The organism is Actinophytocola sp., assembly GCF_035762905.1.
In the GTDB taxonomy this organism is placed as follows: domain Bacteria; phylum Actinomycetota; class Actinomycetes; order Mycobacteriales; family Pseudonocardiaceae; genus DASYTH01.
Genome location: NZ_DASUCC010000044.1, coordinates 37,584 through 61,001, shown reverse-complemented (window position 1 = coordinate 61,001; position 23,418 = coordinate 37,584). Strand labels below are relative to the sequence as shown.

At 70.6% G+C, this 23,418-nt stretch carries 19 protein-coding genes and 1 pseudogene; 13 read left to right on the top strand and 7 right to left on the bottom strand.

What is annotated here, in order from left to right:
• The first annotated feature begins 56 nt into the window (after positions 1-56).
• The 3 genes from VFV67_RS08690 (at position 57) to VFV67_RS08680 (ending at position 2,069) form a co-directional block, all read left to right on the top strand.
• Positions 57-926, top strand: coding sequence for a helix-turn-helix transcriptional regulator (locus VFV67_RS08690; protein ID WP_326468628.1), 870 nt, complete (start codon positions 57-59; stop codon positions 924-926).
• Positions 923-1,111, top strand: coding sequence for a DUF397 domain-containing protein (locus tag VFV67_RS08685; protein ID WP_326468627.1), 189 nt, complete (start codon positions 923-925; stop codon positions 1,109-1,111). Before VFV67_RS08690 ends, VFV67_RS08685 begins: the two co-directional genes overlap by 4 nt.
• Positions 1,112-1,751: 640 nt before the next feature.
• Positions 1,752-2,069: a hypothetical protein gene (locus tag VFV67_RS08680; RefSeq protein ID WP_326468626.1), complete on the top strand. Its 318-nt coding sequence runs from the start codon at positions 1,752-1,754 to the stop codon at positions 2,067-2,069.
• 7 nt (positions 2,070-2,076) lie between these two features.
• Here the strand turns inward: VFV67_RS08680 and VFV67_RS08675 are convergent, their stop codons facing one another.
• Positions 2,077-3,045: a ThuA domain-containing protein gene (locus tag VFV67_RS08675; RefSeq protein WP_326468624.1), complete on the bottom strand. Its 969-nt coding sequence runs from the start codon at positions 3,043-3,045 to the stop codon at positions 2,077-2,079.
• A gap of 118 nt (positions 3,046-3,163) precedes the next feature.
• Here VFV67_RS08675 and VFV67_RS08670 point away from each other — a divergent pair, with 118 nt between their 5' ends.
• Positions 3,164-5,257: a PQQ-binding-like beta-propeller repeat protein gene (locus VFV67_RS08670; RefSeq protein ID WP_326468623.1), complete on the top strand. Its 2,094-nt coding sequence runs from the start codon at positions 3,164-3,166 to the stop codon at positions 5,255-5,257.
• A gap of 111 nt (positions 5,258-5,368) precedes the next feature.
• Here the strand turns inward: VFV67_RS08670 and VFV67_RS08665 are convergent, their stop codons facing one another.
• Positions 5,369-6,016, bottom strand: a complete 648-nt coding sequence (locus VFV67_RS08665; RefSeq protein WP_326468622.1) for a TetR/AcrR family transcriptional regulator — start codon at positions 6,014-6,016, stop codon at positions 5,369-5,371.
• Positions 6,017-6,306: 290 nt separating this feature from the next.
• Between VFV67_RS08665 and VFV67_RS08660 the strand changes: the two genes are divergently transcribed.
• The 4 genes and pseudogenes from VFV67_RS08660 to VFV67_RS08645 all read left to right on the top strand — a co-directional run bounded on the left by VFV67_RS08660 (position 6,307) and on the right by VFV67_RS08645 (position 10,716).
• Positions 6,307-7,197, top strand: coding sequence for a shikimate dehydrogenase (locus tag VFV67_RS08660; protein ID WP_414636208.1), 891 nt, complete (start codon positions 6,307-6,309; stop codon positions 7,195-7,197).
• Positions 7,184-9,031 (top strand): annotated as a pseudogene (locus tag VFV67_RS08655) (bifunctional sugar phosphate isomerase/epimerase/4-hydroxyphenylpyruvate dioxygenase family protein); the annotation flags it as partial. The gene VFV67_RS08660 and the pseudogene VFV67_RS08655, both read left to right, overlap by 14 nt.
• The gene (locus tag VFV67_RS08650; protein WP_326468690.1) at positions 9,005-9,883 is read left to right on the top strand and encodes a sugar phosphate isomerase/epimerase; all 879 of its coding nucleotides are present in this window, start codon (positions 9,005-9,007) and stop codon (positions 9,881-9,883) included. The pseudogene VFV67_RS08655 and the gene VFV67_RS08650, both read left to right, overlap by 27 nt.
• Before the next feature lie 83 nt (positions 9,884-9,966).
• Positions 9,967-10,716: an STAS domain-containing protein gene (locus VFV67_RS08645; protein WP_326468621.1), complete on the top strand. Its 750-nt coding sequence runs from the start codon at positions 9,967-9,969 to the stop codon at positions 10,714-10,716.
• A 30-nt stretch (positions 10,717-10,746) separates the two neighbouring features.
• Here the strand turns inward: VFV67_RS08645 and VFV67_RS08640 are convergent, their stop codons facing one another.
• Positions 10,747-12,009: a helix-turn-helix domain-containing protein gene (locus VFV67_RS08640; RefSeq protein ID WP_326468619.1), complete on the bottom strand. Its 1,263-nt coding sequence runs from the start codon at positions 12,007-12,009 to the stop codon at positions 10,747-10,749.
• 126 nt (positions 12,010-12,135) lie between these two features.
• Here VFV67_RS08640 and VFV67_RS08635 point away from each other — a divergent pair, with 126 nt between their 5' ends.
• Both VFV67_RS08635 and VFV67_RS08630 read left to right on the top strand, forming a co-directional pair.
• Positions 12,136-13,365, top strand: coding sequence for a YncE family protein (locus tag VFV67_RS08635; protein WP_326468618.1), 1,230 nt, complete (start codon positions 12,136-12,138; stop codon positions 13,363-13,365).
• Positions 13,366-13,442: 77 nt separating this feature from the next.
• A complete protein-coding gene (locus VFV67_RS08630) occupies positions 13,443-14,951 on the top strand; it encodes an amidase (protein ID WP_326468616.1) in 1,509 nt (502 codons plus the stop codon).
• A 10-nt stretch (positions 14,952-14,961) separates the two neighbouring features.
• Here the strand turns inward: VFV67_RS08630 and VFV67_RS08625 are convergent, their stop codons facing one another.
• Both VFV67_RS08625 and VFV67_RS08620 read right to left on the bottom strand, forming a co-directional pair.
• On the bottom strand, positions 14,962-16,812 hold the full coding sequence (locus VFV67_RS08625; protein ID WP_326468615.1) for an ABC transporter ATP-binding protein: 1,851 nt from the start codon (positions 16,810-16,812) through the stop codon (positions 14,962-14,964).
• Between the two features lie 97 nt (positions 16,813-16,909).
• Positions 16,910-18,643 (bottom strand): ABC transporter ATP-binding protein, encoded by a 1,734-nt coding sequence (locus tag VFV67_RS08620; RefSeq protein ID WP_326468613.1) that lies wholly within the window; start codon positions 18,641-18,643, stop codon positions 16,910-16,912.
• An 89-nt stretch (positions 18,644-18,732) separates the two neighbouring features.
• On the opposite strand from VFV67_RS08620, the gene VFV67_RS08615 reads away from it, so the two are divergent.
• The gene (locus VFV67_RS08615; RefSeq protein ID WP_326468612.1) at positions 18,733-19,353 is read left to right on the top strand and encodes a TetR/AcrR family transcriptional regulator; all 621 of its coding nucleotides are present in this window, start codon (positions 18,733-18,735) and stop codon (positions 19,351-19,353) included.
• Here VFV67_RS08615 and VFV67_RS08610 read toward each other — a convergent pair.
• Complete coding sequence (locus tag VFV67_RS08610; protein WP_326468611.1) at positions 19,290-20,141, bottom strand: alpha/beta fold hydrolase; 852 nt, start codon at positions 20,139-20,141, stop codon at positions 19,290-19,292. The genes VFV67_RS08615 and VFV67_RS08610 overlap by 64 nt on opposite strands.
• Positions 20,142-20,249: 108 nt before the next feature.
• On the opposite strand from VFV67_RS08610, the gene serS reads away from it, so the two are divergent.
• Both serS and VFV67_RS08600 read left to right on the top strand, forming a co-directional pair.
• Positions 20,250-21,521 carry a serine--tRNA ligase gene (serS, locus tag VFV67_RS08605; RefSeq protein WP_326468610.1) on the top strand — a complete coding sequence of 424 codons (1,272 nt, stop codon included), beginning with the start codon at positions 20,250-20,252 and terminating at the stop codon, positions 21,519-21,521.
• 97 nt (positions 21,522-21,618) lie between these two features.
• The gene (locus VFV67_RS08600) at positions 21,619-22,386 is read left to right on the top strand and encodes a hypothetical protein (RefSeq protein WP_326468608.1); all 768 of its coding nucleotides are present in this window, start codon (positions 21,619-21,621) and stop codon (positions 22,384-22,386) included.
• On the opposite strand, the gene VFV67_RS08595 is transcribed toward VFV67_RS08600, so the two are convergent.
• Positions 22,304-23,179 carry a hypothetical protein gene (locus tag VFV67_RS08595; protein ID WP_326468606.1) on the bottom strand — a complete coding sequence of 292 codons (876 nt, stop codon included), beginning with the start codon at positions 23,177-23,179 and terminating at the stop codon, positions 22,304-22,306. The two genes, VFV67_RS08600 and VFV67_RS08595, sit on opposite strands and share 83 nt — an antisense overlap.
• Positions 23,180-23,418: the final 239 nt, after the last annotated feature.

Sequence of the window (23,418 nt, the reverse complement as noted above, 5' to 3'; positions counted from 1 at the left end):
ACCCAGCGTCGACCGGACCGGCTACGGTGTGCGACACACACGGAAGGAACGACGACGTGCAGGTGACCTTCGGTCCCCAGGTCGCGCGCCGGGTGCTCCGCTACGAGCTGGACCGGCTGTGCGAGCAGGCCGGCAAGACCCACACCCAGGCCGGCGAACGCCTCGGCGTGTCCCGGGTCGGGTTCACGCACCTGGTCAGCGGCAAGAACCTCCCGTCCCGACCCGCCCTCGAAATCCTCCTGGACTTCTTCGGCCGCCCCGACCGCATCCCCATGATGCTCGAGCTGCTGACCGTGGCGAAGCTCAAGCCCGACCAGCAGAGCACGGTGCGACAGGACATCGAATCGTCGTCTTCCTTGAACGACTTCGAGCTGGCTGTCGGGCTGGAAGCCGTCGCCAACGGGATCGAGGTCTTCGACCCAATGGTCGTCAACGGCCTGCTGCAAACCGAGGCGTACGCGCGTGAGCTGATCGCCTACCACGCCTCGATCACGCTGGGCGTGGACATCGAGGTGAGTGTGGCGCTACGGATGCGCCGGCAGTCCGTGATCACCCGCGAGGAGAGTCCGGCCGAGCTGTGGTGGGTAGTGGAGGAACAGGCGCTACACCGGCCCGTCGGCGATTCTGCGGTGATGGCCGCCCAGTTCGATCATCTGCTGGACATGACCAGCCGTCCCAACATCAACGTCCAGGTGATCCCGCGCGACGTCGGCGTGCATCCCGCGCTCTCTGGCGCGTTCTTCCTGCTCAGATTCGATGACGACTGGCGGGTGGCCTACGAGGAGACACGGCGGTCGGCGTACTACTACGACGCACCCGATGCCGTGGAGGACTATGGAAAGGTGATGAACCACCTTCGTCACCTGGCGCTCAACCCGAAGCGGTCGCGGGCGTTGTTCGCCAAGCTGAGAAAGGAAGTCCAGTGATCGACAACTGGCGCAAGTCCACGTACAGCGTCAACAACGCGTCGTGCGTGGAAACCGGCTGGACCGACACCCTCGTCGGCTACCGCGACACCAAACAGGCCTCCCTGTCCAACCCGCCCACCCTCCTGTTCCGCAGGCACGCCGCCAACACGTTCCTCACCATGATCAAGACCCCAACCACCTGACCACCACCCAAAGCCCGGCGAGTCCCCAGTTCCAGTCCGGCGAGTCCCCGGCCCGGCGAGTCCCCGCCTCGGAACCCGCCAGTCGCCACCCCGGCCCGGCACGTCCCCGATTCAGCACCCACGAGTCCCCGTTCGAGTCCGGCGAGTCCCCGTTCGAGTCCGGCGAGTCCCCGGTCCCGGTCCGGCGAGTCTCCGATTCGGAACCCGCCAGTCGCCAGCCCCGGCCCGGCGAGTCCCTGGTTCGGAACCCGCGAATCGCCGGCTCCGGCCCGGTGAGTCCCCGTTCAGCACCCGCCAGTCGCTAGCCCCAGCCCCAGCCCGGCGAGTCCCCGCTTCGGAACCCGCCAGTCGCCAGCCCCCGCCCGGCGAGTCCCCCGTTCAGCACCCGCCAGTCGCCAGCCCCAGCCCGGCGAGTCCCCCGTTCAGCACCCACGAGTCGCCAGCCCCAGCCCGGCGAGTCCCCGTTCGGGTCCGGCGAGAGCGGGTTCGGGCTGTCCGTTGCCGTGGCGGCTCATGCCAGGCCCACGGCCCGGCCGCGCCGCAGGCGCGGCCGGGCGCGCTGGCGGGCGCTCCGGCGTGAACCGGTGATTCATGTGCCGTCCCCGGCAACTCGTGTGCCCGAGCTGGAAACTCGCCGAGCGTGGCGGCGTTCCTCGGCGAGTTGCCGATTCGGGACGGGCGAGTTGCTGGTTCCGGTGGGGTGAGTGCCGAGTTCAAGCCGCGGAGTCACTGGTTCAAGGTGGTCGAGTTCTCGGGTGGAGCCGTGCACCGAGCGGGCGCCGCCGCGCTGCGCGCGGCGGCGCGCCGCGCGCAGCGCGGTCACCCCCTGATGGTCCTCAACCGGCAGTTCACGCACCCGAAACTGGTGATTCAGGTGCCAGAACGGGAAACTCGCCGGTTCGGAATGGGGGACTCGCCGAAGGTGCGCCGCGCGCAGCGCGGCGGACCTTCGGCGTGAGGCGGGGTTAACGGCAGAACGGGGTGGCGCCTGCGGTGGAGCGGATGCCGCCGACGATCAGGCTCTGGAAGTACACCGATCCGTCCGATGTGGACTGGTTGGTGAAGGCAGTGGCGTCGTGGCCGAGGGTGGTGACCCAGGAGCGGCCACCGTCGTAGTACTGGCACCAGGCTATGGGGTGGTTGTCGCCGTGGCCGGGGTGGCCGAGGTTGCCGCGTACGCCTTCGGCGAGGGAGGACTCGTCGACCGTGGCCAGGATGCGGACGTTGGTGGGGAACGGGATGAGGTTGTACCACTCGTCGGTGAAAGTCCAGCGGGACGGGAGGTTCTGGGTCGACGCGTCGCGGCGGGACAGGGTGCGGATGGTGCCGGGCTGCCTGGGGCCGTGGTCGTAGAAGTTGGCGTTGCCGAGCAGTCCTTCGTACCACGGCCAGTTGTACTCGGTGCCGAACGCGTTGTGGATGGCGACGAACCCACCACCGCCGCGAATGTACTGGCGCAGCGCGGTTTGCGCCGCGTCGTCCAGGGTGTCGCGGGAGGTGCTGAGGAAGATGACCGTGTTGTAGTTGAACAGTCGGGCGGGTGTGGCGAGTTGCGTGATGTCCTCGGTCCAGTCCGCGGTGAACCCGTTCTCCTGGCCCAGCCGCACGATGGCGCGCTGAGCCACGTTGGCGTCGGCCAGCGGTGGGTTGAGGCCGGGCGCGAGGGCCGGACCCAGGTTGGCGTGCCGGGGTCCGGCGGTGCGGGAGAAGATCAGCACCCGGATTCCGTTGGAGAGATCGAAGTTGCCCCAGTCGTGATAGCACTGCGGCCGGTCGCCACGGCACACGCCGTAGTCCGGGTTGCCCAGTTCGGTCGCGCCGGGCCGGTCGCGGTCGCCCGCCGCCGAGGGTGCCTCGACCACCAGAGCGGTGGCCAGGCAGGCAACGGCGGCGCTCGCCAGGGCGGTCAGCCAGGTTGATGATCGTCTGTTCACGGTGCCCGACCCTTCTGGTCCACTAGATGGACCTATAGCACCAAATACAAGGCGAGCAGTACACTACTGGACCATTGCACAGATCGTTAGGTCCACTAGACGGACCGGAGTGATCCGCATGGCGAAGTTTCAGCGCAGAGACCTGATCAAGGGTGCCGCCGCGACCGCGGCCGCCGGAGCCCTGCTCCCGGCCATCCCAGCAGCGGCCGAGCCCGGCGTCCGGTGCACCACGCCGGGTGGCCGGGACTTTCCGAAGGTGGGCGGAAACCTCGGCAACCAGAACTACACGAGACTGGCGCACATCCGGCCGGCCAACATCCGGCGGCTCGGTGCGGTCTGGGTGAACCGGATCGAGGGCGGCCTGACCACCGGCACCAACCAGAGCACCGCGGTCGCGGTCGGCGGCGTGCTCTACATCGAGTCGGCACTGGGCAACGTGCATGCCGTCGACGGACGCAGTGGCGTCACCAAATGGGTCTACCGGCAGACCCGCGGCACGCTGACCCGCCGCGGCGTCGCGGTCGGCCAGGGCATGGTGTTCACCCACGGTCGGGGCGACTGGATCATCGCGCTGGATCAGGAGACCGGTCAGGTCGTGTGGGAACGGCAGATCAGCGACTTCGGCAACATGGAGAAGGTCGCGGTCACCTACCACGACGGCCGGCTCTACTGCGGCACGCACGACGGCGACCGCGGCGCCGGCCTCGCGCTCGACGCGAGCAATGGCGATGTGGTGTGGCACTTCTGGGGTGCGCCCGGACCGGGCGAGTTCGGCAACGACACCTGGGCGGGCGAGTCCTGGCGGACCGGCGGCGCCACCCCGTGGCTGCACCCGGCCATCGACCCCGAGCTCGGGCTGGTCTACTGGGCGTTCGGCAACGCCCGTGGCGCCCGGTCCTCACAGGACGGTTCGGAGCGCGACGGGCTCAACCTGTTCTCCAGCGCGATCGTGGCCATGGATCTGGCGACCGGCGCGTACCGGTGGCACTTCCAGTCGATCCACCACGGCATCTGGGACATGGACAACACCATGGCGCCGGTACTGGCCGACGTGCGGATCCGCGGCCGGCTGCGCAAGGTCGTCATCTACGGCAGCAAATCCGGCATGTACTACATCCTCGACCGGCGGGACGGCTCGGCGCCGCTCGGCATCGACGAGCGGCCGGTCCCCCAGGACGCACGCCAGAAGACCTGGCCCACGCAGCCGTTCCCGCGCCAGGGCGCCTGGACCGAGACCACCGTGGTGGACCAGCCGCTCGGCACCGCGGTACCGGGCGACCCGAACCGGGCCGTGCCCAACTACGTCCGCGGCTCCTTATACGACCCGCACTGGGACATCCCGATCCTGTCGATTCCGGGCCACGGCGGCGGTGCCGACTGGAGCCACCAGTCGTTCAGCCACAGCACCAGGCTGGTCTACACCGGATTCGGCTACGTCGCGGCCGCGCACTCGCTGACCGAGGCCAGCAACGGTCTGCGCCCGCCGGGCGAGTACCAGACCGGCGGCATCGTCGCGGTCGACCCGAGCACCAACCGGGTCCGGTGGAAGAAACGCATGCCCTACTCGCTCGCGCACGGCAACGGAATTCTCACCACCGCGAGTGATCTGCTGTTCATCGGCCAGCCGGACGGCAACCTGCTCGGCCTGGACGCCCGCACCGGCCGCGAGCTGTGGCGGTTCCAGACCGGCGCGGCGATCAGCAGCAGCCCGATCATGTACGAAGTGGACGGTGAGCAGTACCTGGCCGTGTACGCCGGCGGCACCAGCATCCCGTACGGGAACTCCGCGCCGCGCGGCGACTTCCTCTGGGCGTTCCGGATCGGCGGCACGGTCGCACCGGCCCCCACACCTCCACCACCGGTGGTGCGCCGGCCGGTCTCCGGCGGTCCGGTCGAGGGCGGCGTGGTCGGCAACACGGTCATCATCGGACGCACCTACGATCCGGCCACCGGACAGATCGGGGCGACGGAGTCGACCGCGGTGAACGCGATGGCTCCGACGCACCTGCGGGTTCCGGCCGGCACCGCCGTGACCTTCACCAACCACCCCGAGAACGCGAACGTCCGCGGTGCCACCCAGTTCTTCGAGGGCCTGTTCGACATCCGCCTCGCCCCCGGCGAGTCCTACACCCACACCTTCCCCGAGCCCGGCGAGTACTTCTTCAACGACCCGCACAGTCCCCGCTCCACCGGGAAGATCGAGGTCTCCTGAGCACGGCGACCGTTCAAGGCGAGTCGCCGGCTCCAGCACCGAGTTGCCGGGAGCGGTCCGTGGTTCGGCGGGCTGGGGCGGTTGGGCGGGCGACCGTCCCAGCCGCCCGGTCTAGTGGGGGCGGAGGTAGCTCAGCACCAGTTCGCCGAGCATCGCGCGGTAGTGCGCGCGTCGGGTGGGGTCGAGCATGTCGCGGCGGAAGATGGCGTTGAAGGTGTGCCGGTTGGCGGTGCGGAACACGCAGAACGCGCTGATCATCATGTGCACGTCGAGGGGGTCGGCGTCGGGGCGGAAGACGCCGGCGGCGCGGCCACGTTCCAGGATGCGGGTGAGCACGTCCAGGGCGGGGTTGGCCAGGCCGGAGAGGGTGTCGGAGCGGGCGATGTGCTCGGCGCGGTGGATGTTCTCGATGGACACCAGGCGGATGAAGTCCGGGTGCGACTCGTGGTGGTCGAAGGTCAGCTCGGCGAGTTGGCGGATGGCTTCCTCCGGATCGAGGTGCTCGACGTCCAGTTGCTGTTCCAGGGAGCGGATCACCGTGTACGCGCGCTCCAGGACCGCGATGTAGAGGCGTTCCTTGCCGCCGAAGTAGTAGTAGAGCATCCGCTTGGTGGTGCTCATCTTCGCCGCGATCTCGTCCACCCGGGCGCCGTCGTAGCCCTTGTCGGCGAACTCGCGGGTGGCGACCGCCAGGATCTCCTCGCGGGTCCGGTCGGCGTCGCGCTCGGCGGCGGGCGGGCCGGTCGGCTGTGCGGCCAAGGAGTTCCCCCTCGGGGCGGGGTAACGAGACGCACCACTTTAGCCAGCGGCCCTTCCCATGTCCGACCCGCTCGGCGTATAACTAACTAGTTCGTACATTCTAGGAAGAGGGGATTGTTCAACAATCCCCAAGTTCTTGGCGGATGTCCTCTTGAAGGATGTTCCTCTTGGAGGACTTGAAGGATGTTCCCCTTGAGGACTGGGAGGACGTTCTCTTGGCGGATGTTCCCTTGGAGGACTTGGAGGACGTTCCCTTGGCGGACGACGTTCCCTTCGGGGACACCGTGCCGGTGACCGCTCGCTACCTGGTGGGCCTGGTCGGCTCGGACATCGGCACCTCGCTGAGCCCCGCGCTGCACGAACGCGAGGCCGACGCGCTCGGCATCCGCTATCTGTATCGCACGCTCGACCTGGACGACCACGCCGGACCCGCCACCGGCCCGCTGGTCGGCCGGGTGCTGGCCGCCGCCCGGCTGGCCGGCTACGACGGGCTCAACATCACCCATCCGGCCAAGCAACTCGTGCTGGACCACCTCGACCAACTTTCCCCCGAGGCCGCTGCGGTCGGCGCGGTGAACACCGTGCGGTTCACCGGCGACCGGGCGATCGGCTACAACACCGACCTGTCCGGCTTCGCCCGCGGCGTCGCCCAGGGCCTGCCCGACGCCGCGCTCGACCGGGTCGTACTGCTCGGCGCCGGCGGCGCCGGCGCGGCGGTCGGGCACGCCCTGCTCACCCTGGGCGCCGGGACGGTGAGCGTGCTCGACACCGACCGCAGGCGCGCCGAGACGCTGGCCGCCGCGCTGGCCGGCCGGTTCGGCAGCGGCCGGGCCCGAGCGCTGACCCGCGAGGAGTTGGCCGGGGCGATGCGCGCGGCCGACGGCCTGGCCCACGCCACCCCGACCGGTATGCGCGGCCACCCCGGCCTGCCGCTGCCCGCCGCGCTGCTGCGGCCCGGGCTCTGGGTGGCCGACGTCGTCTACCGCCCGCTGGACACCGAACTGCTGCGCACCGCCCGGGCGCGCGGCTGCCGGGTCCTGCACGGCGGCCGGATGCTGGTCCACCAGGCCGCCGACGCGCTGCGGATCTTCACCGGCCGGCAGCCCGACGCCGACCGGATGCTGCGCCACTTCGACGAACTCGTCCATCAAGGGAGGCATGGGGCCCATGCGCACGGCTGACCGCACCGCGACCGCAATCGCCGACCGGCCCCGGACCACGGGTCCGCGCCTGGACATCGCGACCGTGTGCCTGTCCGGCACGCTCGAGGAGAAGCTCGCCGCCGCGGCCGCGGCCGGCTTCCACGGGGTGGAGATCTTCGAGCACGACCTGATCATGTCACCGCTGTCCCCCGGTCAGGTCCGCGAGCACTGTGCCGGGCTCGGTCTCGCCATCGACCTTTACCAGCCGTTCCGCGACTTCGAGGCGGTCCCGCCCGGCGTGCTCGCGGCCAACCTGCGCCGGGCCGAGCGCAAGTTCGAGGTGCTCGAACGGCTGGGCGCCGGCACCCTGCTGGTCTGCTCGTCGGTGTCCGAGGACGCGATCGACGACGACGACCTGGCCGCCGAGCAGCTGCACACGCTGGCCGCCCGGGCCGCGGAACACGGTCTGCGGATCGCCTACGAGGCACTGGCCTGGGGCCGGTTCGTCAACAGCTACGAGCACGCCTGGCGGATCGTGGCCCGGGCCGGCCATCCCGCGCTCGGCTTGTGCCTGGACAGCTTCCACGTGCTCTCCCGAGGCGGCGATCCGGCCGGGATCGCGGCCATTCCCGGCGAGAAGATCTTCTTCGTGCAGCTCGCCGACGCGGCGCCGGTGGGTACCGACCTGCTGCACGCCAGCCGACACCACCGGCTCTTCCCCGGACAGGGATCGTTCGACCTGACCGGGTTCACCAGAGCGGTACGGGCCACCGGGTACGCCGGCCCGGTGTCGCTGGAGGTGTTCAACGACATCTTCCGGCAGACCGACCCGCGGCCGGCCGCGGTGGACGCCATGCGCTCGCTGCTCGCGCTCGACGAGACCGTCGGCCCGGAGCTTGGCGGGCACGTGTTCACCGAACTTGCCGTGGACGAGACCTCCGGGCCGGTGCTGGCGAACACGTTGGCGGCGCTGGGTTTCACCCACGTCGGACAGCACAGGTCCAAGCCGGTGCAGCTCTGGCAGCAGGGCGAGGCCCGGATCCTGCTCAACGCCGCACCGCGGCCCGGCGCGTCGCCGGCAACCGCCGCGATCTGCGCGCTGGCCGTGGAAAGCCCCGACCCGGCGGCCTCGGCCGGCCGGGCCGAGCGGCTGCTCGCGCCGGTTCTGCCGCGCGCCCGGCAACCCACCGAGGCGGACCTCTGCTCGGTGGCCGCCCCGGACGGAACCGCCATCTTCTTCTGCCGCACCGAAACCCGGGACACCGGGTGGCTGGCGGACTTCGCTCCCACCGGTGCGCCGCCGGGCCGGGCCGGGCTGGTGACCGGCACCGACCACGTCTCGCTCACCGAGCCGTTCGACGACTTCGACCGGTCCTACCTGTTCTACCGTGCGGTGCTCGGCCTGCGTCCCGAGCCGCCCACCGAGTTGGCCGCGCCGTACGGATTGATCCGCACCCGCGCCGCGACCGACCCGGCGCACCACGTGCGGATCACCCTCAACGCGGCATTGCTGCGCCGGGGCGACTGGGCGCCGGCCGTTCCCGAGCCGCAGCACGTCTCGTTCGCCACCGCCGACGCGATCGCAAGCGCCAAGGCGATGCGGGCGCGCGGCGCTCCGCTACTGTCCATTCCGGACAACTACTACGATGACCTCGACGCGCGGGAAACCCTTGCGCCGGAGCTACTTGCCGCACTGCGCGAGCACTCGGTGCTCTACGACCGCGACGAGCACGGCGAGTACCTGCACTTCTACACCGAGATCCTCGGATCCCGAGTGTTCTTCGAAGTGGTGCAACGGATCGGCGGGTATGCCGGGTACGGGGCCACCAGCACGGCGCCGGTCCGGATGGCCGCACACCGGCGCAGCCGGCTGCGCACCCGGGAGCCCGGGCCGGCGGCCACCCGCGCCCAGCCGGTACCCGACTACTCGCTCGCCCACCTGTCCGCGCTGAGCCTGTCCCCGCCGGAGCTGATCGAGGCCGCCGCCGGCGCCGGCTACCGCTACGTCGGCCTGCGGCTGACCCGGGTCACCCCGGACGAACCGCACTACCCGCTGGCCGGCGATCCGGTGCTGCTGCGGGAAACCAAAGCACGGCTGGCCGGTACCGGCGTCGGGGTGCTGGACGTCGAGTTGGCCCGGATCGGCCCGGCGGAGAAGGTCCGGGACTTCCTGCGGGTGCTGGAAGTCGGCGCCGAGCTGGGCGCCCGGCACGTGATCACCCAGCTGCCCGATCCCGATCCGGCCCGCAAGACCGCGAACTTCGCCGAGCTGTGCGACCTGGCGGCCCCGCTCGGCCTCACCGTCGACCTCGAGTTCCCGTCCTGGACCGAGACGCCCGATCTCGCCGCGGCCAGCCGGGTGCTGCGCGCCGCCGACCGGCCCAACGCCGGCATCCTGGTCGACCTGCTGCACTTCGCCCGGTCCCGGTCCAGCATCGAGGAACTGCGCCGGCTCCCCCGCGACTGGTTCCACTTCGCCCACGTCTGCGACGCCCCGGCGCGGATACCGTCCAGTCGGGACGAACTGATCCACACCGCCCGGCACGAGCGGCTGTTCCCCGGCGAGGGCGGCATCGACGTGCGGGGCATCCTCGCCGCGCTGCCCCCGGACATCCCCTACGCACTGGAGATTCCGCGCACCACGCTGGCCATCCAGGTCGGTGCCCAGGAAAGCGTCCGGCTCGCGCTGCGCGCCACCCGGCATTTCCTTCGCCCAAGGGAGTAACGCTACCCACGGTGACCGAAAGTTCCCGCTTTGGTTGCGGCGCGGCGGGGTATCCGGGGCTAGTCGGTCCCGGGGAGGCAGGGATGGTCACCGCGCACGGGTCGCTGCTCATCGAGGCCGAGCAGTTCGACGAGGTCGCGGTGCTCACCGTGTCCGGCACGCTGGACCTGGCCTCGTACGCGGTGCTGCGCGACACGCTGATCAGGTATCTGATCGAGTCCACCCGCGCCGTGGTGGCCGACATCGGCGCGCTGCGGATCCCCACCCCCGCCACCCTGTCCGTGTTCCCCACGGTCCGGCTGCGCATGGCGGACTGGCCGGGACTGCCGGTCCTGTTGGTGGAGCCCGATCCGGTCCGCCGCGGCCGGCTGAGCCGGCTCGGGGTCAGCCACGCCGTGCCGGTCTTCACCACCGTCGCCGAGGCGCTAGGTGTGCTCGACGAGCCGTCGCCGCACCGGCGGGCGGTGATCGTGCTCCCGAACGGCGCCCGGTCCTGCGTGGCCGCGCGCGGCTTCATCCACCGGACGCTGCGAAGGTGGGGCGACGGTGACGCCCTCGACCAGGACGCGACCGCGATCGCCAACGCCCTGGTCGCCAACGCCGTTCGGCACGGTAACGGGATGCCGTCGCTGCGCCTGGACCTGAGCCCGGACCGGCTCGCCCTCGCGGTCGCCGACGACGGCCCGGAGTTCATGTCGCCCGGCACCGCCGGCCGGGACGTTCCGATCGGCCTCGGCTTGATGCTCGTCGAGGCGCTGTCGGTCGTCTGGGGCAGCTGCCCGGCGCCGACCGGCGGCAAGATCGTCTGGGCCGTCCTCCCCTACCGGCGGTGAAACGTCGCCCCCCGGCAAGGGCCGTCGGCTTCAGTCGGTGAGCGGCGGGTCGGCGGGATGCAGGGCCTGGCGGGCGACGAGGGCGGCGCGGATCCGGGCGAGTTGGTCCGGGTGGGTGGGGTCCAGCCCGGTCAGCTCACCGATCTTGCGCAGCCGGTAGTCGACGGTGTTCGGGTGGACGTGCAGCTCCTTGGCGGTGCGGCGGCGGTTCAGTCCACAGTGGACGTGCAAGGCCAGGGTCTGCAGCAGCTCGGGGGTTCTGGTGAGCGGCTGCACCAGCGCGGCGAGGATCTCCCGGGCGGGGCCCGGGCGGGACAGCTGGAACTCGAGCGCCACATCGGAAAGGTCGTACACGCCGGGCGGAAACCCGGCGGCGAAGGCGATCTCGCGCACCTCCCGGGCGATGTCGGCGGCCGGTCCCACCGAGGTGGGTGCGGCCAGCGCGGCGCCCGCGGTGATCGCCGCACCCGCGGCGTGGCTGGCGGACAGCACGATCTTGGCGACCCGGGCCCAGCCGGGCTCGTGGTCCTCGTCGGCAGCCGGCAGCACCACAAGACCCCCGGCCGGGGTGAGCCGGGACAGCACCGGGTCGCCGGCCGTGCGCTCCAGCTCGGTGCGCAGCTTGCGGATCTTGCGACGGGCGGCCACTGCGGCGTCCACCTCCGGACACTGCTCATCGCCGTGCGCGGCCACCCGCAGACCGAGCACCACGTAGGCGGGCGCGAGCGGAATGCCGGCGTGCGCCGCGGCGTCGGTGATCCGCTCGCCGGCCAGCAGCGCGGACAGCAGTGCCTGCCGGGCGGCGTGCTCCTCGGTGAAGATCCGCTGCCGCTCCTGGAAGTACCCGGCCGACACCACCGCCGTGACGTCCCTGAGGTAGCGCAGCTGCAGCTTGCTGACCTCGATCACGGTCGCCAGTTCCTCCGGCCGGGCCTGGTCGCTGAAGTGGTCCCAGCAGACCTGGACTCCGATGTGGTGAGCGCTGAGCACCGCTTCCACCGGGATGCCCTCCTCGGCCCGCTGCACGATGTCGTCGTGCAGCGCGGCGAGCAGCCCCGCGGACGGCGGCTGGCCGGTGCGCAGCATGTGCACGAACGACTGGATGCCGCGCTCGATGATCCGCACGATGTCGCCGCGCAGCTCCTCCCGAGGCAGCCGCGCATAGGCCGGCAGCTCCGCGACCACCCGCTCCAACACCCGCGGCACCAGCTCGCCGGCGGCCTCGGCGAGGCGCTGGTGTCCGGGGACACCCCCGAACGGGAGCCGGGCCTCGGCCAGATCGTGCTGCGTCACAACGCCTTCCCTCCAAGTCTGGGAAAACTCCAGCCTGCTGCGGGGAAATCGGCCGCCATCATGGTACGCATCCCGGTTACTTCTCAGTAACCTACCGCGACGCGAGACCGGAGAAAGGACCGTGCCATGCGCAGGATCGGGGCAGGTGCGCTGGTGGCAACCCTGGCGGCGGCACTGCTCGCCGGCCCGGCCACACCGGCGGCGACCGCACAGAACGACCAGCTCCGCCAAGTCTTGTTCGTCGGCAACAACTGGGACGGAACGGTCGACGTGCTCACCGCGGACGGTGAGCTGGACCGGGTCGGCTCGCTCAACGTCGTGCCGGACCGCACCCAACGGCTCATCGAGATCTATCTCAATCCCATTCGCCTGGTGTTCTTCCTGGCCATCCGGCAGCTCATCGGCGAGGGGAACGACCAGTTCGTCGACGACATGTACACCTCGCCGGACGGCCAGTTGCTGATCGTTTCCCGGCCGAGCCTGGCCGACGTTGCCGCGATCAACATCCGGACCGGCCGGCTCGCCTGGCGGTTCCCGGTCTCCGGGCTGCGGTCCGACCACATGGCGCTGTCCCCGGACGGTCGGCAGGTCGCGGTCTCCGCATCCACCGGCAACGTGGTGCACCTGCTCGACGTGGCCACCGGACGGGAGGTCGGCCGGTTCCCCACCGGCGACTCGCCGCACGAGAACACCTACATCGGCGGCGGCCGGCACATCGTCAACGCCAGCATCGGCACCGTCTACACCCCGCTGGACCACCCGCTGCTGGACACCACTAAGGGCGAGCGGTTCTTCCAGATCTACGACCGCGATACCAACCAGGTGGTCAAGCGCATCGACATGAGCGCGAAGCTCGCCGCGGCCGGTCACCCGAACATGAGCGCGGCGGTGCGGCCGATGACGTTCTCCCCGGACGAGCGGTTCGTGTACTTCCAGGTCTCGTTCTTCCACGGGTTCGTCGAGTACGACCTGCAACTGGACCAGGTGACCAGGGTCGCCGAGTTGCCCAACCTCGTCCCGAACCTGCCGCGCTCGTCCTACCTGCTCGACTCGGCGCATCACGGAATCGTCATGAACACCGCCGGTACGAAGATCTGCGTGGCCGGCACGATGTCCGACTACGCGACCATCGTGTCCCGAACCACTTTCCAGAATCAGGGACTGGTCCGCGCCGGCCAGAAGCCGTACTGGGCCACCCGAAGCGCGGACGGGAACCTGTGCTTCGTCTCCTGGAGCGGCACCGACACCATTTCCGCGATCTCCTACGCCACCGGACAGGAAGTCGCCCGCGCCGACGTCGGCGACCATCCGCAACGCATGCGGCTCGGATTCGTTTCCCGCAACTGGCCCAACTGACCCCGGCCCCACGCTCCGATCCTCGGCGCTCGCAATGGATGCGTCGAGGATCGGAGCCGCGCCGCTACAGTGCTGCCATGGATCTGCAGCCGATCGCTACCTGGGTGGGGATGGAGCCGACCGCGGAGCGTCTCGACCGGTTGGCCTGGGCGGCTCCGTTTCTCACCGAGTCGTCGCGGGCCATCGCGGAGGTCGAGGGCATCGGGGATGACGAGGTGCCCGAGGCTGCGGTGGACGAGCGGCTCGTGGTGGTCGAGGCGGCTGCGGCCGGGGCGGTCGCGGGCACGCGGCCGGCGGAGTTGGGAGTGATCGATGCCGCGCTGGCCATCAGAAACGGCAAGCTGGCGCCGGCGGAGCTGCTGGAGTCGTGCCTGGAGACGATCGAGCGGACCGACCGGCTGCTCGGCGCGTTCGTGCGACTGACCGACGACGCGGCCCGCGCGCAGGCCCGGCTGGCCGCCGGCCCGCCGACCGGCGTGTTGCACGGGATTCCGTTCGCGGCCAAGGATCTCATCGACACGGTGAACGCCCCGACCGAGTACGGCAGCCAGGCCTTCGCCGGCCGGATGCCGCGCTGGGATGCCACGGTCATCACCAGGATCCGGTCGGCAGGCGGGATCCTGGTCGGCAAGACCGCCACGCACGAGATCGCCTACGGCGTGTCCACTCCCCAGGTACGCAACCCGTGGGATCCCGCCAAGATGACCTCCGGATCGTCCGGCGGCTCGGCCGCCGCGCTGGCGGCCCGCCAGGTTCCGATGGCGCTGGGCACCGACACCGGCGGCTCGCTGCGGCTGCCCTCGGCGTTCTGCGGAACCACCGCGATCAAACCCACCTTCGGCCTGGTCCCGCGCACCGGCGTGATGCTGCTGGCGGCCTCGTTCGACACCGTCGGCCCGATGGCCCGCACGGCCCAGGACTGCTGGCTGCTCCTCCAGGTGCTGACCGGAACCGCCCCCGCCGAACCCGCGATCGTCACGGTCGACCCGCGCCGGGTCCGGATCGGCGTCGCCGACGTGGCCACCCCGGACCAGCACGCGGCGGCCGACGTCCTGCGCGACCAGGGCGCCCAACTCATCAACGTGACGCTCCCGTCCCCGCAGATCAGCCAGGCGGCCGCCACCGTCCTGGCCTTCGCCGAGGCCGCCACCCAGTTCCGCGCGCACGTGCTGCGGGATGCCCCGTTCCCCCAGGACATCCAGTCGGTGCTGGAAGCCGGCCTCACCGTTCCGATCGCCGACTTCCTGCACGCCCAACGGGTCCGCGCCGCCATCCGGCGCGACTACGCCGAGCTGTTCGGCCGGGTGGACGTGATCCTGCTTCCCACGTCGCCGATCACCGACCTGCCGCACGGCATCTCCGAATGGGACGGCGTACCGCTGATCCCGCTGCTCACCCCGTACACCCTGCCGGCCAGCCTCACCGGCCTGCCCGCCATCGCCTTCCCTTGCGGCTTCACCGAATCCGGCATGCCGATCGGCGCACAGCTCATCGGCCCGGCCCGGTCCGAACCCCTGCTCACCGCCGTCGCCCACGCCTACCAGCAGGCCACCGACTGGCACACCCGCCAGCCCGACCTACCCTGACCGGTCCCGGCTACGTCGGGTCGGGGGCGGCGAACTGGGCGGCGTAGAGGCGGTGGTAGGCGCCGCGGCGTTCGAGCAGTTCGGTGTGGGTGCCCTGTTCGACGATCCGGCCGGACTCCATCACCAGGATGAGGTCGGCGTCGCGGATGGTGGACAGCCGGTGCGCGATGACGAAGCTGGTGCGGGATGAGCGCAGGGCCGCCATCGCGTGTTGCACCAGGGATTCCGTGCGGGTGTCCACGGAGCTGGTGGCCTCGTCGAGGATCAGCAGCGAGGGGCTGGCCAGGAAGGCGCGGGCGATGGTGAGCAGCTGCTTCTCGCCGGCGCTGACGTTGGTGGCCTCCTCGTCGATCACGGTGTCATAGCCGTCCGGCATGACCCGTACGAAGTGGTCGACATGGGCGGCCTTCGCCGCGGCGACGATCTCCTCTTCGGTCGCATCCGGCCTGCCGTAGGCGATGTTGTCCCGGATGGTGCCGCCGAACAGCCAGGTGTCCTGGAGCACCATGCCGGTCTGCGAGCGCAGGTCGTCCCGGCGCAACCGGGTGATGTCCACCCCGTCCAGGGTGATCCGGCCGGCGTCCAGCTCGTAGAACCGCATGATCAGGTTGACCAGGGTGGTCTTGCCGGCTCCGGTGGGACCGACGATCGCCACCGTGTGGCCCGGCTCGGCCACCAGGGACAGGTTCTCGATCAGCGGAACCTCGGGGCGGTAGGCGAAGCTGACGCTCTCGAACTCGACCCGGCCCCGGCGGCCCGCGATCTCCGCGGCGTCCACCGGATCCGGCTCCTGCTCCTCGGCGTCGAGCAGCTCGAAGACCCGCTCGGCCGACGCGACCCCGGACTGCATCAGGTTGGCCATCGACGCGACCTGGGTCAGCGGCATGGTGAACTGCCGGGAGTACTGGATGAACGCCTGCACCTCGCCGAGGGTCATCGCGCCGGAGGTGATCCGCAGCCCGCCGACCACCGCGACCACGACGTAGCTCAGGTTGGACAGGAACATCATCGACGGCATGATCAGCCCGGAGATGAACTGCGCGCCGGACGCCGACTCGAACAGCTCCTCGTTGCGGCGCCGGAACTCCGTCTCGGACTCGCGCTGCCGGCCGAACACGGTGACCAGCTGGTGGCCGGTGAACGCCTCCTCGATGTGCGCGTTGAGCGCACCGGTCTGCCGCCACTGCGCGATGAACAGCTTCTGCGCGCGCTTGCCGATCTGACCGGTGACGATCACCGACAGCGGGATCACGGCCAGCGCGATCAGTGCCAGCAGCGAGGAGATCGTGAACATCATGACCAGCACGCCGACCACGGTGAGCAGCGAGGTCAGCATCTGGCTCAGCGTCTGCTGCAGCGTCATCGAGACGTTGTCGATGTCGTTGGTGACCCGGGAAAGCAGCTCGCCGCGAGGCTGACCGTCGAAGTAGCGCAACGGAAGCCGGTGCAGCTTCGCCTCGACGTCCTCACGCAGCCGGAACACCACCCGCTGCACCACGTTGTTCAGCAGCCGGCCCTGTACCCAGGCGAACAGCGACGACGCCAGGAACAGCACCATGACCCAGGCGAGCACCTCGGCCAGTTCGCCGAAGTCGATCCCGGCCCGCGGGTCGAGCACCCCGGCGAAGATGATGTCGGTGGCGTGCCCGAGGATCTTCGGCGCGGCCACGGCGAACGCGACGCTGGTCACGCCCAGCGCGACGACCGCGGTCAGCGCGTACCGCTCCGGCCGCATCCGGTCCAGCAACCGCCGCGCGGACACGCCGAAGTTCTCCGCCTTGCCGACCGGCATACCCATTCCGGGAAAGCCCCGGCCCATCGGGGACGGCTGCGGCCGCGGACTCGCTGTCTGCGTCGTCATCTCCCCATCACCTCGCAAGCTCGGTGCTGGCCGGCCCGCCGCCTCGCAGGCTCGGCGCCGGTGCTGTGCTCAATGGTTCGCTCGCAAGCTCGCTCACTCAGGCCACCTGCTCCGGGGTCAGCTGCGACTCGACGATCTCCCGATAGGTCGGGCAGCTGCCGAGCAGCTCGCGATGGTTGCCGATGCCGACCACGGATCCGTTGTCCAGCACGATGATCTGGTCGGCGTCGAGGATGGTCGACACCCGCTGGGCGACGATCACCACGGCGGATTTCCGGGTGTGCGGCCGCAGTGCCACCCGCAACGCCACGTCGGTCGCCAGGTCCAGCGCCGAGAACGCGTCGTCGAACAGGTAGATCTCCGGCCGGCGAACCAGCGCCCTTGCGATGGACAGCCGCTGCCGCTGGCCGCCGGACACGTTGGTGCCGCCCTGCGCGATCGGCGCGTCCAGCCCGCCGGGCATCTCCTCGACGAAGTCGCGGGCTTGCGCGATCTCGAGGGCCTGCCACAGGTCTTCGTCGGTGGCGTCCGGATTGCCGTAGCGCAGGTTGCTGGCCACGGTGCCGGTGAACAGATATGCCCGCTGCGGCACCAGGCCGATCCGGTCGCGCAGCACGTCCGGGTCCAGCTCGCGGACGTCCACGCCGTCGACGCACACCTCCCCGCCGGTGACGTCGATCAGCCTGGGAACCAAGGAGAGCAGCGTGGTCTTGCCCGATCCGGTGCTGCCGATGATCGCGGTGGTCCGGCCCGACTCGGCGCGGAACGAGATGTCCCGCAGCACCGGCTCGTCCGCACCCGGGTAGCGGAACTCCACGCCGCGGAACTCCAGCTCGGCCCGGGCCGGCAGCTCGCGGACCGGCTCCGGCGGCGGGTTCACCGACGGCTCGGTGTCCAGCACCTCGTTGATCCGCTCGGCACACACGGCGGCCCGCGGGATCATCATCGAGATGAACGTCGCCATCATCACCGACATGAGGATCTGCATCAGATAGTTCAGGAACGCGGTGAGCGCGCCGATCTGCATCTCCCCCGCGCCGACCCGGTACGCGCCGAACCACAGCACGGCGACGCTGGACCCGTTGAGGACCAGCATGACGGTCGGGAAGATCAACGCCTGCAACCGGCCGACCCGCAGCGCGGTGTCGGTGAGCGCGGTGTTGGCGTCGGCGAACCGCCGGGTCTCGGCCGGCTCCCGGACGAACGCCCGGACCACCCGGATGCCGGACAGCTGTTCCCGCAGCACCCGGTTGACCTGGTCGATCCGGTCCTGCATCTTCCGGAACTGCGGCACCATCCGCACCACGATCAGCCCGATGGCGATCACCAGCACCGGCACGCAGACCAGCAGCAGCCAGGACAGCCCGACGTCCTCGCGCAGCGCCATGATCACCCCGGCCACGCACATGATCGGCGCGGTGACGAACATCGTGCACAACATCACCACCAGCAGCTGCACCTGCTGCACGTCGTTGGTGGTGCGGGTGATCAGCGACGGCGGACCGAACTGGGCCACCTCACGTGCGGAGAACCGGCCGACGCGGTGGAAGATCTCGCCCCGGACGTCCCGCCCGAACGCCATCGCGGTGCGGGCGCCGAAGAAGACCGCGCCGGCCGAGCAGACGATCTGCAGCGTGGTGACGGTGAGCATCCAGCCACCGGTGGCCACGATGTAGCCGGTGTCCCCGGTGACGATGCCGAAGTCGATGATGTCGGCGTTGAGACTGGGCAGGTACAGCGACGCGATGGTTCCGATCAGCTGCAACACCAGCACGGCCGTCAGCTCGCGCCGGTATGGGCGCAGGTAGGAGCGCAGCAGACGGATCAGCACGAGATTCCCCCTCCAGAGAAACGATCCGTTTCCAACATGGTCAACGTAGGCTACCCTCTTAAGATACGCAACGTGTTTAAGGAGTCTGGGTGACCCGAGGGCGAACCCGGCGCCGGGGCCAGGAGCTGGAACAGGCGATCCTCGATGCCGTCTGGGCCGAACTGGACGAGGTCGGCTACACCGGGCTGACCATCGAGGGCGTCGCCGCCAGGGCCGGGACCAGCAAACCGGTGATCTACCGGCGCTGGTCGAACCGCGCCGCGCTGGTGCTCGCCGCATGGACCAGCCGCCAGCCGTCCACCAACGAGCCGATCGACACCGGTGCGCTGCGCTCCGACCTGCTCGCCCTGTTCACCAGGATCGCCCAGCGCACCGACCAGATCATGAACGAGATGATCGCCGGCGTGATGGGTGAGGCCTTCCGCGACCCGGCAGTGGTCGCCCTGCTCCAGGAACGGCTCCGGTCCACGCCGCTGGCCGAGGCCATCACCCGGATGGTGCACCGCGCCGCCGAGCGCGGCGAGCTGCCGGACGTGCCGTTACCGGGCCGGGCCGCCCGGCTGCCCCTGGACCTGATCCGCTCCGAGGCCATCCTGCAGCGCGCCGCGCTGACCGAGCAGACGGTCGTCGAACTGGTCGACGAGATCTACCTTCCGCTGCTGCGCGGTCTTGCCGTCAGCCCACCGGAGGCGGCCGCGCCCGCGGTGTAGAACCGGCCGAGCACCGCGCCGAGTCGCTCCGGATCGGCGACGTGCGACACGCCCTCGACGATGCGGCGTTCGGCGTTGGGCAGCGCTGCCGTGATCGCGTCCGCCGCCTCGTCGAAGAAACCCGGTTGCAGGCCGGACATGTGCGGGTCGGGGCGCCCGCCGGTGGCGACGAGCACCGGCTGGCGGACGGTGGCCAGCCGGTCGGCCGGTGGCCGGCCGTCGCCGAGGCAGGCGGCGTCGTAGGCGAGGGTGGGCGCGAGCGCGGTCAGACCGGGCCAGAACGTCGACGCGCGGGCGCCTGCGATCTCCTCGTCCGAGGACCCGGCCAGCCGCATGAACAGCGCGATCGCCTCGTCGCGCCGGTTCTCGGCGAGCACCGCGGCCAGTTCGGCGGTGTACTCCGCCCAGCGCCGCACCGCTTCGGCATCGGTGGCGTAGGGCACCTCGTACACCGCGATCCGGTCGAAGGCCAGTCCGGCCGCGGCCGCTTCCAGGGCCAGGGCGCCGCCGGACGAAGCGCCGAACACGTGCGCCGGGCCGCCGGCCACGCGGACCAGCGCGTCGAGATCCTCGATCTCCCGTTCCAGGGCGTAGGGAGCGGTGTCGCCGCTCGCCCCGCGGCCCCGGCGTGCGTAGTTGTAGACGGTGAACCACCGGCCCAGCACCGGAACCAGCGCCGCGTTCTCGGTGCCATCGTCCAGACCCCCGCCGACCAGGATCACCGTGGGACCGGCGCCGCTCCGGTCGAACGCGATCGTCGTCCCGTCCTTGGACATCACTTGCTCCACCCGGGTGAGCCTAGCCAGCCGGATAAGCCGAGCGGGTTACTCAGCGTGTCCGCTATGCTTCCGGCGTTCATCTCGGGGTGTCGCCGCACCCAGGAAACGGGAAGTGTCGTGCTTGATCTCACCGTCCTGCTGGACGATACCGACGACGTTGCCAAGCGCCTAGCCACCAAGGGAACCGACGAGTCCGCGGTGTTCGCCACCCGGGACGCGGTGCTCCGCAGGCGTTCGCTGCGCAAGGAACTTGACGACCTGCGCGCGGAGATGAACCGCCGGTCCAAAGAGGTCGGCCGGCTGATGAGCACCGACCCGGAGGCCGGCCAGCGGGCCCGGGCCGAGGTCGCCGACCTGAAGAGCCGGTTGACCACCATGGAGACCGCGTCCCGGGAGGCCGAGCAGCACGAGCGGGACCTGTTGCTGCTGCTGCCCAACCTGCCCTCGCCGGACGCCCCGGTCGGGACCGACGAGAGCGCCAACGTCATCGTCGGCTACCGCGGCCCGGAGGCGGTGCCGAACCCGAACGCCCGCCCGCACTGGGAGATCGCCGGCGAGCTGGGCCTCTTCGACCCGGACCGGGCGGCCAAGCTGAGCGGCTCCGGATTCTCGGTGCTGCGCGGCGACGGCGCCCGGCTGCTGCGCGCCCTGGTGAACTTCGGGCTCGACCTGCACCGCGACGAGTACGAGGAGCTGATCGTCCCGCACTTCGTCCGGCAGGACATCATGGTGGGCACCGGACACCTGCCCAAGTTCCAGGACGACGCCTACAACACCACGCTGGACAACCTGTGGGCGATTCCCACCGGTGAGGTTCCGCTCATGGGCCTGCACCGCGACGAGCTGCTCGACGCCCTGCCGCTGAAGTACGTGACCGCCACCGCGTGCTACCGGCGTGAGGCGGGCAGCGCCGGCAAGGACACCCGGGGCATGCAGCGGCTGCACGAGTTCCACAAGGTGGAGCTGGTGCACCTGTGCCGGCCCGAACAGCTCGGCGAGCAGTTCGACCAGATCCTGGCCAACGCGGAGAAATCGCTGCAGGCGCTGGGGCTTCCCTACCGAGTGGTCGATCTGTGCACGGCCGACCTCACGTTCTCCTCGGCCCGGACCTTCGACCTCGAGGTCTACTCCCCCGGCCTGGACAAGTGGCTCGAGGTCTCCTCGGTCAGCAGCTGCTCCGACTTCCAGGCCCGGCGCGGCAACATCCGCTACCGCCCGGAGAGTGGGCGCACCGCCGCGGTCTGCACGCTCAACGGCTCGGCCGTGGCCACCCCGCGGGTGTGGGCCGCGCTGGTCGAGCACGGCCAGCGCCCGGACGGCACGGTGGAGCTGCCCGAGGTGCTGCATCGCTATCTGGGCAAGGGAATCTTGGAGCCCAACCGGCGATAGTCCGGTCGGCTGCCGGAGGTTTCCGGTCCGTCGCGGTTGTGCGGCCGGCCGGGCCGAGCCAGCATGGCTTCGACGGTCCGGCATCGAGGGCGGAGGCATGGCAGGCGGAACACCGGTTCGCCGCGAGGTGTTCGTGCAGCGGGCCAGGCAGGTGCGGCCCAACGACTGGGGCTGGCTGTTCGTCTTCTGCGCTGCCCTTGCGGCGGTCAATTCGACGCTGGTGATCATCGGCGGCACGATTCGGTTCGGCGTCGTCGACATGCTCGTCAACCGGTGGTCGGCGATCGTCTGGGTCGCGTCCGCCGCCGTGGCCCTCGGAGCGGCGATCGCCGCCTCGTGGCTGGTGCCGAGGCTGCTTTCCCGGCGGCGCAGCGACCGGGAAGGGATCTCGCTGATCGTCGACGAGGCCGGGGTCTACCTGGTCCGGCTCCGGCCGCGCCGGTACGACTGGGCGGAGATCACCGGGGTCACGCTGGTCACCCGGCTCCGGTTCCGGGACCGGCGGGTGTTGCGGTGGCGCTCCGCCCACTCCGTCGAGTTCCGGTTCGCCCGGGGCAAGGCCCGGCGGTGGCTGGACGACGACCGGGATGTCACGCAGCTCCGGACGGTGGTCGAACAGTTCGCGCCGTCGGTACCGGTGACCAGCCGGTTGCTCGCACCCGAGCCGCGCCGCCGCCGCGCCCGGCCGAGCCCGCCGCCGCCCGAGTCGCCGCGCATGGTTCCGCCGCCCATCCCGGTCCGGTCGGTCCCGGTTCGGCCGGCGCCACCACCGCCCACCTCGATCACCCCCCGCAAGCGGCCGGCGTTGCCGCCGCGCCGGCAGATGCCGCCCGCCCGGCGCCCGCGCCGATCAGGCCGGCGCTAGAGCGATACGCCGTACAACTGGCGGACCTTGCGCCGGAGCCGGGTGTCACAGCGTCCCGCGGGGCGGCGGAAGACGGTGTAGGGAAGTGTGCGCAACGGGGTAGCTCCAGCCAGCTGTCCCGATCGGCTCGCCGGTCCCAGGTCGCGGTCGGGATGCGCACGTACTCCGACCGTCCCCGCTTGTCGACGCTAGTGATCTTGAGTACCTCGGCGTGATGGGCGAAGGTCCGCACAACCAGACAGGGACGGTCCTTGGCCCCGGGAACGTCATCAAACGGAACCTCGGCGAACCACACATGACCCGGCGCCGGCTCCGCCCTCCCCCGGAACGAACCGGGCGCGGGACGCGACGGCGCCGCCGGTTTCGCCCGGCGCCCGAACAGCCACGACAGCACCGGCGGCAGCCACAACGCCGCCACCACGGCGGCGGACCCCAGCACGGCGCCGTCCCCGCTCGGCGGAGCCGTCACGAATCCGGCACCGGCGCACGCCACCACCAACAAGCCCGCATACCCCAGCAACCGCGGTCGCAGCACCGATCCTGACCGGCCGAAGCGCACCCACACGATCACCAGGGCCGCCGGCAACGCCAGCCCCACAACCACCCAGTCGGCCGCCTGCACCTGATCCCGCAGCTCCGGTCGCGGCACCAGATACAAGAGTCGTGACGTAAAGCCGAGGATGTTCGCACAAACCAGCAGCAGAATGCCCCGCAGGACGATCCGGCGCTGCCGCTCGACCCACGCCACCAGGAACTGCTTCCGGCACAGCGACGGCTCGGACACCGCGGACATGACCAGCATTCCTCAGCCGAGGACGACCCGCTGCACCGCGATCACGAGCCTCCACCCGAACCACGATAAGCCCGACAAGGCCCGCACACCCGGCAGCGCGCCTGGCCAAATGATTGTCGCTACTCCATGCCGGTGAAGTCACACGGTGTCCGGTAACGTTGGCTGGTCACCTCCGACAAACCGTGTGCCGTTCTGCGGGGGCGGGGTTAGCCATCGAGGAAACGTGCCCACGTTGGCAG